The following is a 13,814-nucleotide window of genomic DNA, read 5'->3' as shown; positions in this document are numbered from 1 at the left end:
CACGCACATACGGGGGCACTGGTGGGCCGGCCGTGGCACGGCCGGTACTGGGAGGCTCCATTACGGAACGGGACTCCTTAACGGGGTCGGTGGGCGCCGGTACCAGCCGGGCGCCCGAGGGTTCTCCCTCATGGTAAAGGACGAGCAAAAAGATCGGGAGTCCTGAGACCCCTATGCTTCTACTCGCCTGTAGAGAACGGCCGGCCGGTTCCGGTTGTTCCCCGCACGAACGCGAAGGAGAGAACGCCTCGATGGTGTTCAAGCGGCTGCTCGGTTCCCTCGGCGTGGGCGGACCCACGGTGGACACGACGCTCGCCCCGGGCGCCGCCCGGCCGGGAGGCACCCTGTCGGGCCGGGTCCGCATCGTCGGCGGCACCGCCGGCCACGACGTCGAGCAGGTCGCGCTGGAGCTGGTGGCCCGCGTGGAGACGGGGGACGGGGAGCACGGTGACGGCGAGGGCGTCGTCGTCTTCGGCCGGCACACCGTGAGCGGCGCCTTCCGGCTCGCGGCGGGCGAGGAGACGAGCATCCCGTTCACGGTGACGCTGCCCTGGGAGACCCCGGCCACCGAGCTGTACGGGCGGCAGCTGGGCGTCGTGCTCGGCGTGCGCACCGAGCTGGCCGTCGCCGGGGCCCGGGACTGCGGCGACCTGGACCCGTTCGCCGTGGCGCCGCTCCCGGCGCAGGAGGCCGTCCTGGAGGCCCTCGGCCGGCTCGGCTGCGGATTCCGCTCCGCCGACCTGGAGTACGGCCGCATCGGCGGCACCGGGCAGCAGCTGCCCTTCCACCAGGAGATCGAACTGACCCCGCCCCCGCACTTCGCCCACCAGGTCGACGAGATCGAGCTGACCTTCCTGGCCGTACCCGGCGCCCTCGAGGTGGTGCTGGAGGCGGACAAGCGCGGCGGCCCGCCCTCCGACGGCCACGGCGGCCACGACGCGCTCAGCCGCTTCACCGTCCCGCACGAGGGCTCCGCCGGACCGCGGGACTGGAACGCCCTCGTCGACGGCTGGATGCGGGAGCTGGTCGAGCACCGGGCGTCGTACGGCTCCCACGCGGTGTACGGCCACGACTCCGGGGTCGGCGCGGCCGTCACGGCCGGGGCCGCGGGGGTCGCCGGGGTCGCCGGGGTCGCCGGGGTCGCCGGGGGGACGGTGGCGGCCCAAGTCGTCGACGAGGCGGGGGACTTCTTCGAGGGCCACTCCGGCGACGGGGAAGGCTGATAGCTTCTACAGTGCTGTAGAGGTTCGGGACCGCCAGTCCCGGTCTCCCCGACCAGTCCGATCACCCCTTCCCGTCACATCCCTTCCCGTCCGACCGGTACGGAGTACGGAGTTCTCATGGCCCTGTGGGACCGCTTCAAGGAGTCCGCGTCGCAGATGCAGACGCAGCTCGTGGCGAAGAAGAACGACCTCAAGAGCGGCGCCTTCCGCGACGCGAGCATGGCGATGTGCGCGCTGGTCGCCGCGGCCGACGGCACCGTCGACGCCTCGGAGCGGCAGCGGGTCGCCCAGCTGATCTCGACCAACGAGGTGCTGCAGAACTTCCCCGCCGACGACCTGCGCCGCCGCTTCGAGGAGAACCTGGACAAGCTGACCGCCGACTTCGCCTTCGGCAAGGTCGGCATCCTCCAGGAGATCGCCAAGGCGAAGAAGAAGCCCGCCGAGGCACGGGCCGTGGTCCAGATCGGCATCGTGATCGGCGGCGCCGACGGGGACTTCGACAAGGACGAGCGTGCCGTGGTCCGCGAGGCGTGCTACGCCCTCGACCTGCCGCCGCACGAGTTCGACCTCTGAGAACCTCCGAGAGCCTCTGAGAGCCACCAGACCGTGCGGGCCCCCGGGCCCGCCGACCGTGCCGTAGATTCCGTGTGCGGGCCCGTGCCGCGGGCCCGTGACCGTACGTCCCCCAGGAGAGCGCCGTGTTCGGACTCAGCGAGCTCGCGATCATTCTCGTCGTCGTCGCGGCCGTCCTGGCCGTCAAGAAGCTCCCCGAGCTGACCCGCTCGGCGGGCAAGTCGGCCCGCATCCTCAAGTCCGAGGCCCGCGCGGCCAGGGACGCGGACGAACCGGGGACGCCGCGCGTCATCCCGGGGGAGACGGTCAAGCGCGAGGACACCGACACCGGTAACGACGGCGGCACCGGCCCCCGGGGCTGACCCCGGCCCGTCTCACGCGCGGGGCTCGCGGTCCCCGGCGCGGGTGCGGTGCGGGCCCAGTTCGCGCAGGACCTCGCCGAGTTCGGCGGCGGTGAGCGCCGGCTGCCGGCAGGGCCGCGGCGGCCGGCGCGGTGCGCAGGCCGCCCAGGAACAGGGCGAGGGGCGGCGCCAGGCGTCCGGCGCGGTCCCGGCCGCGGGCGCGGACGCGCCGGCCGCCGTGGCCGCGGTCGCGGCGCTCAGTGCCGGGACGGCGCGGCCGAGCGCCGCGAGCCCGAACAGGACGTCCTCGGTGGTGACGTCGGCGCGGACGGTGCCCTCGTCGCGCAGTCGGGTCAGCAGCGTGTCCACGGTCCGGCGGTTGTGCTCGTGCACGGCCTCCAGGCTGTCGACGCCCCGCAGGTGCGTGGTCATGAGGTCGTTGGAGCCCCGGTCCGCGGCCAGGGCGCCGAAGACCACCTCCAGATAGCCGGTGAGCCCGGTCCACGCGTCCGGCGCTTTCCTGGCCCGCTCCCCGGCGTCCATCGTGCCGGTCAGCGAGTCCCGGAACACGGCGTCCACCAGGGCGGCACGGGTGGGGAAGTGGCGGTAGAGCGTCGCGTTGCCGACCCCCGCCCGGCGCGCGATCACGTCCAGCGCCGCGTCCAGCCCCTGCTCGGTGAACACCTCGTGGGCCGCCTCCAGCAGAAGCTCCCGGTTGCGCCGCGCGTCGCGTCGCTGCCGGGGCGCTCCGTCGCGTGCGCCGACGGTCATCCTCGCCCTCCGGGTCGTACGAACCGGGGAGTGCTCCCCGTGCTCCGAACGCCGATGCTATCGTCGGCGGAGGAAATGGGGAGCACTCCCCGTTTAGCCGTCCTTCACAGGAGGTCCCATGACCGCGCCCACCTCCGAGGAACTGGCCGCCCTGCGGGCCGTGGGCGCCGTGCACCGGGTGCTCGTGCCGGGCAGCGGGGAGAGCCGGCTGGTGGTGACGCGCGACGCGGCACGGGCCGCGCTCACCGACCCGCGGCTGCGCAACGACATCCGGCACTCCGCTTCCTGGGACAGCGACGGCGGGCACGCCATCGGCCACAACATGCTCCAGAGCGACCCGCCGCTCCACACCCGCCTGCGCCGGCTGGTCGCCGGACACTTCACGCCGGGCCGGACCGCCGCCCTGCGCCCGCGCGTCGAGCGCATCGCGCACGACCTGCTGGACGCGCTGCCGCCGACGGGCACGGCCGACCTGGTCGCCCGGTACGCGCTGCCGCTGCCGGTCACGGTGATCTGCGAGCTGCTGGGCGTGCCCGAGGCCGACCGCCAGGGCTTCCACACCTGGTCGAACGAGCTGGTCATGCCCACTTCGCCGGAGGCGGCCGGGTCGGCGGCGACCGCGCTGACCGGCTACCTCACCGAGCTGACCGACGCCAAGCGGCGCACCCCGGACGGCACGCTGCTCGGCGATCTGGTCGCCGCCGCCGACAGCGGCGAACTCACCCCGGACGAACTGCTCGGCATGGCCTTCCTCATCCTGGTCGCCGGGCACGAGACGACCGTCAACCTGATCTCCGCCACCGTGCACGGCCTGCTCACCCACCCCGACCAGCTCGCCCGCCTGCGCGCCGAGCCGGAGCTGACCGAGGCCGCCGTGGAGGAGTCGCTGCGGTACCACTCGCCCGTCCACTCCTCCGCGTTCCGCTTCGCGGCCGAGCCGCTGGAGCTGGCGGGCACCGCGATCGCGGCGGGCGAACCGGTGCTCGTCTCCCTCGCCGCCGCCTCCCGCGACCCGGCGCACTTCCCCGATCCCGACCGCTTCGACATCGGCCGCCGCCCGCGGGGCCACCTCGGTTTCGGCCACGGCCCGCACCACTGCCTGGGCGCCCCGCTGGCCCGCGTCGAGGCCGCCGTCGCCGTACGCCTGCTGCTCGACCGGCATCCCGCGCTCGCCCCGGTCGCCGACCCGGCGGCGCTCACCTGGCGCACCAGCACCCTGCTGCGGGGGCTGGTGGAACTGCCGGTGCGGCTCGGCTGATCCCGCTCGGTACGGGCTCGAGAAGGGTTCTCAGGAAGGGTCCTCCGGTACGGCCGACAGCAGGCTGTGCACGATCGGCCCCGCCGAGCCGCCGCCGGTGACGCCCTCCTCGACGACCACGGCGACGGCGACGTTGCCCCGGTGGGCGACGAGCCAGCCGTTGTTGTCCTGGTCGTCGGAGACCTCGGCGGTGCCGGTCTTGGCGCCGATCTCGCCGGGCAGGTCGGCCAGGACGCGCGCGGTGCCGTCGGTGACGGTGGCCCGCATCAGCCCGCGCAGCTGGGTGACGACCTCGTCGGGGAGCGGCTCGGTGCGGGTCTCGTCCTCGTTGCCCGCGGTGACGGACGGCTGGTGGAACTCGCCGGAGACCGCGGTGGCCGTCACCGACGCCATGATCAGGGGGTTGGCCTGGACCCGGCCCTGCCCGATCATCGACGCGGCCTTCTCCGTCTCGTCCTTGGGCACCGGCACCGAGCCGTCGTACGTCGGGATGCCGATGTGCCACTCCTGGCCGACCCCGAAGTAGGTGCGCGCGACCTTCCCCAGCTCCCCGTCGTCGAGCTTGCCGCGCAGGCTGATGAAGGCGGTGTTGCAGGACTCGGTGAAGTCCTTGCGGAAGGTGGCGCCGGGGTGTTCGGAGGTCTCCACGTTGTGGAACTCCTTGCCCACGGTCAGGTACTTGGGGCAGTCCACGACGTCGTCGGGCGCGACCGCGTCCTTGAGCAGCAGGGCGCTGCTGGTGACGATCTTCCAGGTGGAGCCGGGCGCGTAGGTGCCGGAGGCGGCGCGGTTGAAGCCCGAGGAGGGCGAGTTGGCGAGGGCGAGCACCTCGCCGTTGTCGACGCGCAGGGCGACCAGGGAGGCGTTCTTGCCGTCGGCCTCCCCGAGGGCCTGTTCGGCGGCCGCCTGCCACCCGGCGTCCAGGGTGGTGCGCACGGGCCGGTCCGCCGTCGCCGGGTCGGGCTTCTTGCCGAAGGACGCCTCGGTGCGCACGGTCTCGCCGCTGGCCCGGTCGACCAGCTCGACCGCGCCGCGCGGGCCGCCGCCGCCCGCGTCACCGGCGAGCCGGCCCAGGAGCGGGGACAGGGACGGGTACTCGGCGCCCACGAGCGAGACGCCCGCGCGGTCCGTGACCTTCGGCGGGGCGCTCTCCTCGCGCTCCAGGCGGAACTTCTCCGTCTCGCTCAGCCGCGGGTGCACCAGCGACAGCCGCCAGTCCACCTTCCAGCCGCCGTCGTCCTGCTCGCGCAGCGGCAGCTCCGACTCGTACGTCCAGGTGCCCAGGCCGGTGACCGGCATCCGGGCGGTGAAGGGGATGCCGAGGGTGCCGTCCTCGCCCTCCTTCACGCCGTCGGCCGCCGCCGTCAGCTTCGGTTTCTCGATGTCGAGTCCCGCGGTGAAGCTCTGCAGCACCTCCTGCGCCTTGCCGGGCTCGGTGGTGCGTCCGGCCGCGCTCGGCAGCCGCCCGGCGGCCCAGTCGGCGAGGAAGGCGCGCGCCTGCTCCGTCGCGGCGGGGTCGGGTCCGTCGTCGCCGCGCGCGAAGGGGCCGAACCCGGCGGCGTACGAGCCGCCCGCGGCTGTCGCGAGGACGACGCCCACGGCGGCGACGGCCCGCACACCGTTGCGGGGCCTGCGGCGGCGGGGAGAGGTGAAGTGGGGAGCGTCGGGCATGGGAAGGTCCTTGTCGGTCAGCGGCCGGGGCCGGTGAGGAAGTCGAGGATCGTGCCGGTGGCGTCGAGGGCCCTGCTGACGGGGCCGAACCCCTCGGGCGGGGGGACGGTCGAGCCCGGCCAGGTGTGACCGGCGTCGTCGACGACGAGGAGTTGCACGGTGCCGCCGGGCCGCCGGGAGCCGCCGGGGGCCTCGTTCCCGAGCCGCCACACCGTCCGTTCGTAGCCCTGCTCCTGCCGCGTGACCGGCTCGCCCGCGCCCCCGGCCGCCGCGAACGCCGCCGCGCTGTCCCGCGCCGACCGGGTCGGCAGGATCGGCTCCTTCGGGTCCGGCGGCGGGGAGGGGAGGCCCGCGAGGGGCCGTACCGGGTCGTCGGCGCCGTAGACGACCATGACCGGGACGGGCCCGGTCGGCTCCACCGCGGCGTCGCCCGTGGGGAGCTGGCCGGAGACCGAGGCGGCACCCGCCAGCAGCGCGGGGCGTTCGGCGGCCATGCGCAGGGCCATCGAGCCGCCGTTGGAGAACCCGGCGACGTAGACCTGACCGGGGTCGGCCCGCTCGGTGCGGACCAGGTGTTCGATCAGCGCCTCGGTGAACCGCACGTCCAGACCGGGGTCCGGGCGCTGCTTCGTCGCCCGGGTGCCCGCGCCCCAGCCGTGGCCGAGGCCCTCGGGAAAGGCGACCAGCATGCCGCGCGCGGTGGCGGCCCGCTCCAGCCGGGTCTTCGCCCGCAGTTCGGCGGCGTCGGCGCCGCGGCCGTGGAAGGCGACGAGGAGGGGCCGCGGGCCGTCGTCGCCCTCGGCGGCAGGGGCGGGGGGCCGGTGCAGGAGGTACTGGCGGATGTCACCGTCCACCCGGAGCTGGGCGCGGACCTCCGGCGCCGCGGTGGCGGAGGGGGCGGGGGCGGTCGACGACGCTCCCGGACGCCCGGAGTCGGCGCCGTCGCCGGCGTCGGTGGCGCAGCCGGCCAGGGGGAGGACGAGGGCGAGGGCGAGCCCGCCGGCCCATCGACGGGCGCGGAGCGCGGGATCACGGTCGCCGACGCGGTCACCGGCGCGGTCACGGTCACGGTCACGAAAGGAGCGCATGGCCCGAGGAGAGCAACCCCGCCGAGCCCCTGTCCAAGACCGATATCGATGTCGGATCGATCAATCCCCGATATGATTACTGGTCGTGGACCTGGTGCGGCACCTGGAGTGCTTCGTGGCTGTTGCAGAAGAGTCACACTTCGGCCGTGCCGCCGCCCGGCTCGGCATGGCCCAGCCGCCCCTGTCGCAGCGCATCCAGCGGCTGGAGAGGGAGCTGGGCGTCCGGCTCTTCGAACGCACCAGCCGCCAGGTGACGATCACCGAGGCGGGCACGCTGCTGCTCGCCGAGGCCCGTGAGCTGCTGGCCCGCGCCGAGTCACTGCGGACCGCGGCACGCCGCATCCGGGACGGCGAGAGCGGCCTGCTGCGCGCCGCCCTGTCCCCCGACATCTCCGGCGAGACCGTCGCCGCGCTGCTGGCCGACTTCCGCCGCCGGCACGCGGGCCTCGAACTGGAGCTGCACGAGCTGACCACCGCCCAGCAGCTCGCCGGGTTCGCCGCCCACGAGCTGGACGTCGGCCTGATCCACCACCCGTGCGACGTCACCGGCCTGGAACTGGGCCCGGTGCTCCGCCGCGACCTCGGCGTCCTGCTGCCGCGCGGCGCGCCCCAGACGGAGCTGGACGCCGTGCCGCTCGCCGCCCTCACCGGCTACGACCTGGTCCTCTTCCCGCGCGCCGACGCGCCCGCGGTCTACGACGACCTGCTCACCTCCTGTGCCCGGGGCGGCTACACGCCCGCCGCGGTACGGCACGGCCAGGGCGCGAGCTTCGTCCGCGGCCTGGTCCTGTCGTCCGGGGCCGTCGCCCTCGGCCCCCGCGACACCCGGCTCGTGGCGCCCGGTGACCAGGACCTGGTCTGGCGCCCGCTGGCCGGGGCGCCGCCCGCCTGGCGGCACTCCGCGGCCTGGCCCAAGGGCGCGGCGACGCCGCCGTCGGCGCCTTCGCCGACGCGGCCACCCACGCCCTGCGCACCACGGCCGACGCCCACTCCGAGGCACCCGCCCGGCCCCTGCACCTTCGCCCGGCATCGGAGTACTGGCTTTGACCGACACCGCCGCCCTCGGCCACCGACCGACGCACCCCAGCATTGCCACCGGCCCCGACCGCCGTCGCCCGACGGCCCCCACCCGGACCGGCGCACCCGTCGCGGCGGCCGCCCGGCCGGTGCCCCACGGCCCATGCACCGGAGGCCCGGCCATGACCTCCGCCACCACCCTCCGGCACCGACCGACACACCCCACCATCCCCACCGGCCCCCACCACCGCAGCCCTACGAACCCCACCCGAACCGGCGCACCCATCGCGGCGGCCGCCCGGCCCGTGCCCCCGGCGCGGGCGCCGGAGGCCCGGCCAGGACCGCCACCGCCCTCCGCCACCGACCCCGGCACACCACCGCCCCCACCGGCCCCGACCGCGCACGCACGTCGACCCCCGCCCGGCCGGTGGGGGTCGGCCCGGCGCCGGAGGAGCGGTCATGAGCGACACCGTCACCGCCGCACGGCTGGACGCCGCGTTCGCCGATGCCGGGGTCACCGGGTGGCTGCACGCCGTGGACATCGACTCGGGGGCGCAGGTCGGGGCCGGGGCGGACCAGCCGGTCTGCACGGCCAGTGTCCACAAGCTGTGCGTACTGGTGACGCTGCACGAGCTGGCGGCGGCCGGGGAACTGGACCTCACCGAGCGGATCGAGTGCCCGCCGACCGGCCGCACCCCGGGGCCCACCGGGCTCGCGGCCATGCTCGACCCGGTCCTGCTGTCCCTGCGCGACGCCGCGTTCCTGATGATGTCCGTCAGCGACAACACCGCCGCCGACCTGCTGCTGCGCCGGGTCGGCCTGGACGCCGTCAACCGCACGACGGCCCGGCTCGGCCTCACCCGGACACGGGCGGTGTACGGCTTCGGCGAGATGCTGGGCACCATGCGCGAGGACGCCGGGCCCGACGGAGCGCGGGCGCTGACCGACCCGCACGTCATCACCCGGCTGCGCGCCCTGGACCCGGCCCGCACCAACCGCAGCACCCCGCGGGACATGACCCGCCTGCTCGGCTCGGTGTGGCGGGACGAGGCCTGCCCGCCCGAGTACGGCGCCGCGATGCGCCGGATCATGGGCCTCCAGGTGTGGCCGCACCGGCTGGCCTCGGGCTTCCCCTTCGACGACGTGCACGTGGCCGGCAAGACCGGCAGCCTGCCCACCCTGCGCAACGAGGTCGGCGTCGTCGAGTACCCCGACGGCGGCCGCTACGCCGTGGCCGTCTTCACCCGCACCGCCCACACCGCGGCCGTGCTCCCGGCGGCGGACGCGGTGATCGGCACCGCGGCCCGGATCGCGGTGGACTCATTGCGCGCACCCTGACGACCGAGGGCACCGGGGTTGGGAACTGCTGGCCGTTGACTGTGGATGAGTGTGCTCTGGTGTGAACGAGTGAGTGTGGGGTGGGGTCGGAGGGCTTGGTGTCCGGGTGGGAACGGCAGTCTGTCTGTCGAATGCGTGACCCTGGGCAAGGCTGTTCGTTGGGTGAGGTGTACAGGGTTGTCACGGCTGTGCGGGGGTGTGGGGTGGGTGGTCTGCGGGGGCTTGCGGCGCCGTTCGTCGTGCCGGACCCGTCCGGGGTAGCGGTGCGTACCCGACTCAAGCAGCTCACCACTACCGATGTGGAGGTACTGCGGCAGGTCGGCGCGCATCTGGGCGCACTCGCGTCCCGTGATCTGACAGCGCGTTGTCGTGACGGGCTGGATCATGATGCCGGGGCGTGGGCGGTGCGCAAGCGCGCGCTGACACCCCTTTCGTCGGCCCGTTGGGCGGGTGCGATCACCAAGGCGTCGCATGATCAGTGGGCGCTGGCCCGGCGTAGTGCCCACGCGTATCTCCAGTCGTTGGAGGCCGGGACCCGACTGCTGCACTGGGCCACCACCAGCGGCGTGAAGGCCAGCGCCGTCGAGGACCTGGACTTCACCGCCGAGAAGACGCGGGAGAAGCACGGCCGCAAGCGCCGCTTCCGGCAGCTGATCTCCGGCATGCCCACCAGCAGGCTCCGCGCCCGCCTGACCTCCATGGCCGACGCCACCGGCATCACGATCATCGCCGTCGACCCCGCCTACACCTCCCGCTGGGGCGCCCAGCACTGGCAGAACCCCCTCACCAGCACCACCCGCAAGACGACCCGGCACGATGCGGCGAGCATCGCGATCGGGCGACGCGCCCAGGGCTATCCCATCCGGCGTCGGACGGCACCGCCCCGCACCCACCAGAGCGATGGATGCAGGCATCGGTCCGCCCAGACCGGACCGGAGACTCCTGGGCGTGAGGGAACCCGCCCCCGCCTTCCCGGACCACGGACACGATCCGTGCCACCGGACGCGGCGCGAACGCGGGTGACCAGGACATCCAGAACCGTTCGGGATGTCCGCAGTGCACAGGAATGGGTCCAAGACTCACTCCTGCTTACTGAATAGGAACGGTTGGAGAGCGCGAAGCAGGTGGCGCCGCGTCCGGCACCGACCAGCGAGACGCCGCTGCGCCAGAGCACCGGCTCGTTCCGGATCACGTACCGCCCGGCGGGCGCGCGCACCGTGCGCGGCCGCCCGTCCTCGGCGGTGGCGTCGCCCAGCACGTCCACCAGCTCCTGAAGGGCCGGCCGGTCGTCGGCGGTGCCGTCCCCGACCAGGCCGTACTCATGGGTGTCCGCCGTCAGCGGCGCGGTCATGGGCTGCCCCTTCCACCGGTGACGACGACCGGGCACCAGCCACCGGCCCGCCCCAATCGCGCGTTCGCGCGTCAGGCCGCGGGCAGGAACACGGGCAAGGACACAGGCAAGAACACAGGAATGGACATATCAGGCGCTTTATCTCATTTGGGGGTACATAATCAGAACATGAGTACGGCAACGTATGTACTGCTGGCCGCGCCCTCGGGCGGTGCCAAAGTGACAGTGGTCTTCATCATCGGACTGGTGATCGCCGGGGCGTTGGTCTGGGCCGTACGCGTCGGCATGCGGGTCATGGACCGGGAGCCGGACCGCCCCCGCGCCGACGAACAGCCGCACCTCCCGGACACCGGGGCCGTCCGCGAGGAGCGCGAGATGCGCGAACCCGACGAGATCCCGCTGAACAACGACGGGAGCCCGCGGCTCATGCCCTACGAGCTGCACCACTCGGGCAGCCGCCGCGGCGAGGACCAGAAGCGGCGCCGCTGGCTGCCGGGGTCGAGCGGGGCCTTCGGCAGCGGTGGGCCGGGACACGTCTGAGGCCGTGGGCGACGCCGCCCCCGGCGCCTTCACGGACGAGGTCTACGCGGCCCGCATGGACCGCACCGCGTACGAGGCCGCCGCCCTGGGGCTGGCCGGAGTGCTGGTCACCCCCGGCCCCGACCTGGTGTGGCTGTGCGGCTACCGGCCCACCGCCCCCGCCGAACGCCTCACCCTCCTCGTCCTCACCGCCACCTCCCAGCCCCGGCTGCTGGTGCCCGCGCTCGACCGCCCGACCGCCGAGGCGGCCCCCGGCGCGGGCGCGGTACGGGTCTCCGACTGGTGGGAGGGACAGGACGCCTACGCCGCCGCGGCCGGTCTGCTGCGCCCGCACGGCCGGTACGCCGTCTCCGACGCGACCTGGGCGCTGCACCTGCTCTGCCTCCAGGCGTCCCTGCCGCTGGCCACCTACCAGCCGCTGTCCGTCGTACTGCCCATGCGGCGCGCGGTGAAGGACGAGCAGGAGGTGGCCCTGCTGACGGCCGCGGCAGCGGCGGCGGACACCGCGTACGAGGAGGTCCTCGGGCTGCGTTTCGGCGGGCGCAGCGAGCGCGAGCTGGCCGCCGACCTGGCCGGGCTGCTGCGCGCGCACGGCCACAGCCGCGTCGACTTCACGGTGGTCGGCGCCGGACCCCACGCGGCCGACCCGCACCACCGGCCCGGGGACCGGGTCATCGGGGACGGGGACATGGTCGTCCTGGACTTCGGCGGCCTCAAGGACGGCTACGGCTTCGACATCGCCCGCACCGTGCACGTCGGGGCGCCCACGGACGAGGAGCGGCGGGTCCACGAGACCGTCCGGGCCGCGCAGCGGGCGGCCTTCGGGGCGGTGCGACCCGGGGTGTCCTGCCAGGAGGTCGACCGGGCGGCCCGCGCGGTGCTCGAGGAGGCCGGGCACGCCGGGCACGTCGCGCACCGCACCGGCCACGGCGTCGGCGTCACCACCCACGAGCCGCCCTATCTGGGGGAGGGCGAGGAGCAGCCCCTCGAACCGGGCATGTGCTTCTCCATCGAGCCCGGCATCCACCTCCCGGACCGCTTCGGCGTCCGCATCGAGGACGTCGTGACCTGCACGGAGGACGGGGCGCGACGGCTCAACACCACCTCGCACGAGCTGGTGATCGTGCGCTGAGGGTCCCGGCCGGAGGTAAAACCGCTCGCGTCGGCGCCCCGGCCCTGCGTACCGTCGCCCTCATGAAGCGCGCCTGTTCGTCCTTGATGACGACGCCGGGGACCCCGGCGCGCTGACTGCTGACCAGAAGTCCGAAGCCCCGGGGCCGAGCGCCCCGGGGCTTCGTCGCGTGGTGCTCGTCCCGTGGACCGTTCCGAGGGAGACCACCATGCACGACCGGAACCACGACCGGGACCACGGCCACGACCACGGCCGTCACCGCGACCACCGGCGGCTCGGCCGCGAACTGGCGCTGTTCGACACCGACCCCCTCATGGGCGCGGGCCTGCCGTACTGGCTGCCCGACGGCGCGGTCGTCCGCCACACCCTGGAGGAGTACGTCCGCGAGGCGGAGCGCCGGGCCGGCTACCGGCACGTCTACTCCCCCGTCCTCGGCAAACGCGAGCTGTACGAGATCTCCGGGCACTGGGAGCACTACCGCGACGACATGTTCCCGCCGATGGAGCTGGGCGCCGAGGAGGTCGTGCTGCGCCCGAGCCTGTGCCCGCACCACGCCCTGGTCTACCGCTCCCGGTCCCGCAGCTACCGCGAGCTGCCCCTGCGCATCGCCGAGCTGGGCGCGATGTACCGCTCCGAGCCCTCCGGCGTCCTGGGCGGACTGACCCGCGTGCGGGCCATCCACCTCAACGACGCGCACGTCTTCTGCGCCCCGGACCAGGCCGCCGACGAGGCCCGCGCCGCCCTCGGGCTCATCCGCCGCGCCCACGCCGACCTGGGCGTCCGGGCCTCCCGCTACCGCCTGTCGCTGCCGGGGCCCGGCGGCAAGTACGTCGCGGACCCGGAGCTGTGGCGGCGGGCCACCGCGCTGCTCAGGGAGGCCCTGGACGGACTGCCGTACGAGGCGGTGGAGGGCGAGGCCGCCTTCTACGGCCCCAAGATCGACGTACAGATCGAGGACGCGGCCGGCCGCGAGTCGACCCTGTCGACCGTCCAGATCGACTTCCACCAGCCCGAACGCTTCGGCCTGCGCTACGTCGGCCCCGACGGCACCCGGCACCGCCCGGTCATGGTGCACCGCAGCGTCATCGGCAGCGTGGAGCGAGTGGTCGCCCACCTGATCGAGGCGCACGGCGGCGCCTTCCCGGCCTGGCTGGCCCCGGTACAGCTGGTGGTGCTGCCGGTGGCCGACGCCCAGCGGGAGGCGGCGCACGCCCTCGTACGGCAGGCCGTCGACCGGGGCCTGCGCGCCGAGGTCGTCGGCCCGGAGCGCGGCAGCCTGGGCGCCCGGGTCCGGGCGGCGCGGAAGGTGCCGTACCAGGCGGTGATCGGCGCGCGGGAGGCGGAGAGCGGCGACCTGGTCGACGTACGCCTGCGCGACGGCCGCCGCCCGGGCCGGCTCCCCGGCACCGAACTGCTGCACCGCATCACCGACCGGGTCGAGGCCCGCGCCCCGGAGCTGTGGCCGTCCACCTGAGCCCGCGCTCCCGGCACGGGGCCGCGTCTCCGAGCCG

The 13,814-nt window shown here is 74.6% G+C and carries 11 protein-coding genes and 3 pseudogenes; 10 read left to right on the top strand and 4 right to left on the bottom strand.

Annotation, left to right across the window (positions count from 1 at the left end; translation table 11 throughout):
• Nucleotides 1-251: 251 nt before the first annotated feature.
• The 3 genes from Sru02f_RS00575 (at nucleotide 252) to Sru02f_RS00565 (ending at nucleotide 2,158) form a co-directional block, all read left to right on the top strand.
• Nucleotides 252-1,223: a sporulation protein gene (locus Sru02f_RS00575; RefSeq protein ID WP_167469278.1), complete on the top strand. Its 972-nt coding sequence runs from the start codon at nucleotides 252-254 to the stop codon at nucleotides 1,221-1,223.
• Between the two features lie 117 nt (nucleotides 1,224-1,340).
• A complete protein-coding gene (locus Sru02f_RS00570; RefSeq protein ID WP_003975175.1) occupies nucleotides 1,341-1,796 on the top strand; it encodes a tellurite resistance TerB family protein in 456 nt (151 codons plus the stop codon).
• A 125-nt stretch (nucleotides 1,797-1,921) separates the two neighbouring features.
• The gene (locus Sru02f_RS00565) at nucleotides 1,922-2,158 is read left to right on the top strand and encodes a twin-arginine translocase TatA/TatE family subunit (RefSeq protein WP_109029254.1); all 237 of its coding nucleotides are present in this window, start codon (nucleotides 1,922-1,924) and stop codon (nucleotides 2,156-2,158) included.
• Nucleotides 2,159-2,170: 12 nt separating this feature from the next.
• On the opposite strand, the pseudogene Sru02f_RS00560 reads toward Sru02f_RS00565, so the two are convergent.
• Nucleotides 2,171-2,908, bottom strand: a pseudogene (locus tag Sru02f_RS00560) (TetR/AcrR family transcriptional regulator).
• A gap of 118 nt (nucleotides 2,909-3,026) precedes the next feature.
• Here Sru02f_RS00560 and Sru02f_RS00555 point away from each other — a divergent pair.
• The gene (locus Sru02f_RS00555) at nucleotides 3,027-4,166 is read left to right on the top strand and encodes a cytochrome P450 family protein (protein WP_109029252.1); all 1,140 of its coding nucleotides are present in this window, start codon (nucleotides 3,027-3,029) and stop codon (nucleotides 4,164-4,166) included.
• A gap of 30 nt (nucleotides 4,167-4,196) precedes the next feature.
• On the opposite strand, the gene Sru02f_RS00550 is transcribed toward Sru02f_RS00555, so the two are convergent.
• Both Sru02f_RS00550 and Sru02f_RS00545 read right to left on the bottom strand, forming a co-directional pair.
• Nucleotides 4,197-5,837 (bottom strand): penicillin-binding transpeptidase domain-containing protein, encoded by a 1,641-nt coding sequence (locus tag Sru02f_RS00550; protein ID WP_109029251.1) that lies wholly within the window; start codon nucleotides 5,835-5,837, stop codon nucleotides 4,197-4,199.
• A 17-nt stretch (nucleotides 5,838-5,854) separates the two neighbouring features.
• A complete protein-coding gene (locus tag Sru02f_RS00545) occupies nucleotides 5,855-6,925 on the bottom strand; it encodes a CE1 family esterase (protein WP_109029250.1) in 1,071 nt (356 codons plus the stop codon).
• A gap of 115 nt (nucleotides 6,926-7,040) precedes the next feature.
• On the opposite strand from Sru02f_RS00545, the pseudogene Sru02f_RS00540 reads away from it, so the two are divergent.
• The 3 genes and pseudogenes from Sru02f_RS00540 (at nucleotide 7,041) to Sru02f_RS00530 (ending at nucleotide 10,380) form a co-directional block, all read left to right on the top strand.
• Nucleotides 7,041-7,972: pseudogene (locus Sru02f_RS00540) on the top strand (LysR family transcriptional regulator).
• Nucleotides 7,973-8,401: 429 nt separating this feature from the next.
• Nucleotides 8,402-9,280, top strand: a complete 879-nt coding sequence (locus Sru02f_RS00535) for a serine hydrolase (RefSeq protein ID WP_109029247.1) — start codon at nucleotides 8,402-8,404, stop codon at nucleotides 9,278-9,280.
• A gap of 203 nt (nucleotides 9,281-9,483) precedes the next feature.
• Nucleotides 9,484-10,380 (top strand): IS200/IS605 family element transposase accessory protein TnpB, encoded by an 897-nt coding sequence (locus Sru02f_RS00530; protein ID WP_109029246.1) that lies wholly within the window; start codon nucleotides 9,484-9,486, stop codon nucleotides 10,378-10,380.
• 80 nt (nucleotides 10,381-10,460) lie between these two features.
• Here Sru02f_RS00530 and Sru02f_RS00525 read toward each other — a convergent pair.
• Nucleotides 10,461-10,631: pseudogene (locus Sru02f_RS00525) on the bottom strand (right-handed parallel beta-helix repeat-containing protein); the annotation flags it as partial.
• Nucleotides 10,632-10,799: 168 nt separating this feature from the next.
• Between Sru02f_RS00525 and Sru02f_RS00520 the strand changes: the two are divergent.
• The 3 genes from Sru02f_RS00520 to thrS all read left to right on the top strand — a co-directional run bounded on the left by Sru02f_RS00520 (nucleotide 10,800) and on the right by thrS (nucleotide 13,777).
• Entirely contained in the window at nucleotides 10,800-11,171 is a 372-nt protein-coding gene (locus Sru02f_RS00520; RefSeq protein ID WP_164275357.1) for a DUF6479 family protein, read from the top strand.
• A gap of 4 nt (nucleotides 11,172-11,175) precedes the next feature.
• A complete protein-coding gene (locus Sru02f_RS00515; protein WP_109029244.1) occupies nucleotides 11,176-12,303 on the top strand; it encodes an aminopeptidase P family protein in 1,128 nt (375 codons plus the stop codon).
• Nucleotides 12,304-12,511: 208 nt separating this feature from the next.
• Complete coding sequence (gene thrS / locus Sru02f_RS00510; RefSeq protein WP_167469277.1) at nucleotides 12,512-13,777, top strand: threonine--tRNA ligase; 1,266 nt, start codon at nucleotides 12,512-12,514, stop codon at nucleotides 13,775-13,777.
• Nucleotides 13,778-13,814: the final 37 nt, after the last annotated feature.

This window comes from Streptomyces rubrogriseus, from assembly GCF_027947575.1.
Classification (GTDB): domain Bacteria; phylum Actinomycetota; class Actinomycetes; order Streptomycetales; family Streptomycetaceae; genus Streptomyces; species Streptomyces rubrogriseus.
The sequence above is the reverse complement of the archived record's forward strand: the minus strand, read 5'-3'. Positions and strand labels throughout refer to the sequence as shown.

Excerpts from the sequence above, each read along its gene's own strand:
- Sru02f_RS00575 (WP_167469278.1), top strand. The coding sequence starts at position 252 with ATGGTGTTCAAGCGGCTGCTCGGTTCCCTCGGCGTGGGCGGACCCACG.
- Sru02f_RS00570 (WP_003975175.1), top strand. The coding sequence starts at position 1,341 with ATGGCCCTGTGGGACCGCTTCAAGGAGTCCGCGTCGCAGATGCAGACG.
- Sru02f_RS00555 (WP_109029252.1), top strand. The coding sequence starts at position 3,027 with ATGACCGCGCCCACCTCCGAGGAACTGGCCGCCCTGCGGGCCGTGGGC.
- Sru02f_RS00550 (WP_109029251.1), bottom strand. The coding sequence starts at position 5,837 with ATGCCCGACGCTCCCCACTTCACCTCTCCCCGCCGCCGCAGGCCCCGC.
- Sru02f_RS00545 (WP_109029250.1), bottom strand. The coding sequence starts at position 6,925 with ATGCGCTCCTTTCGTGACCGTGACCGTGACCGCGCCGGTGACCGCGTC.
- Sru02f_RS00535 (WP_109029247.1), top strand. The coding sequence starts at position 8,402 with ATGAGCGACACCGTCACCGCCGCACGGCTGGACGCCGCGTTCGCCGAT.
- Sru02f_RS00520 (WP_164275357.1), top strand. The coding sequence starts at position 10,800 with ATGAGTACGGCAACGTATGTACTGCTGGCCGCGCCCTCGGGCGGTGCC.
- thrS (WP_167469277.1), top strand. The coding sequence starts at position 12,512 with ATGCACGACCGGAACCACGACCGGGACCACGGCCACGACCACGGCCGT.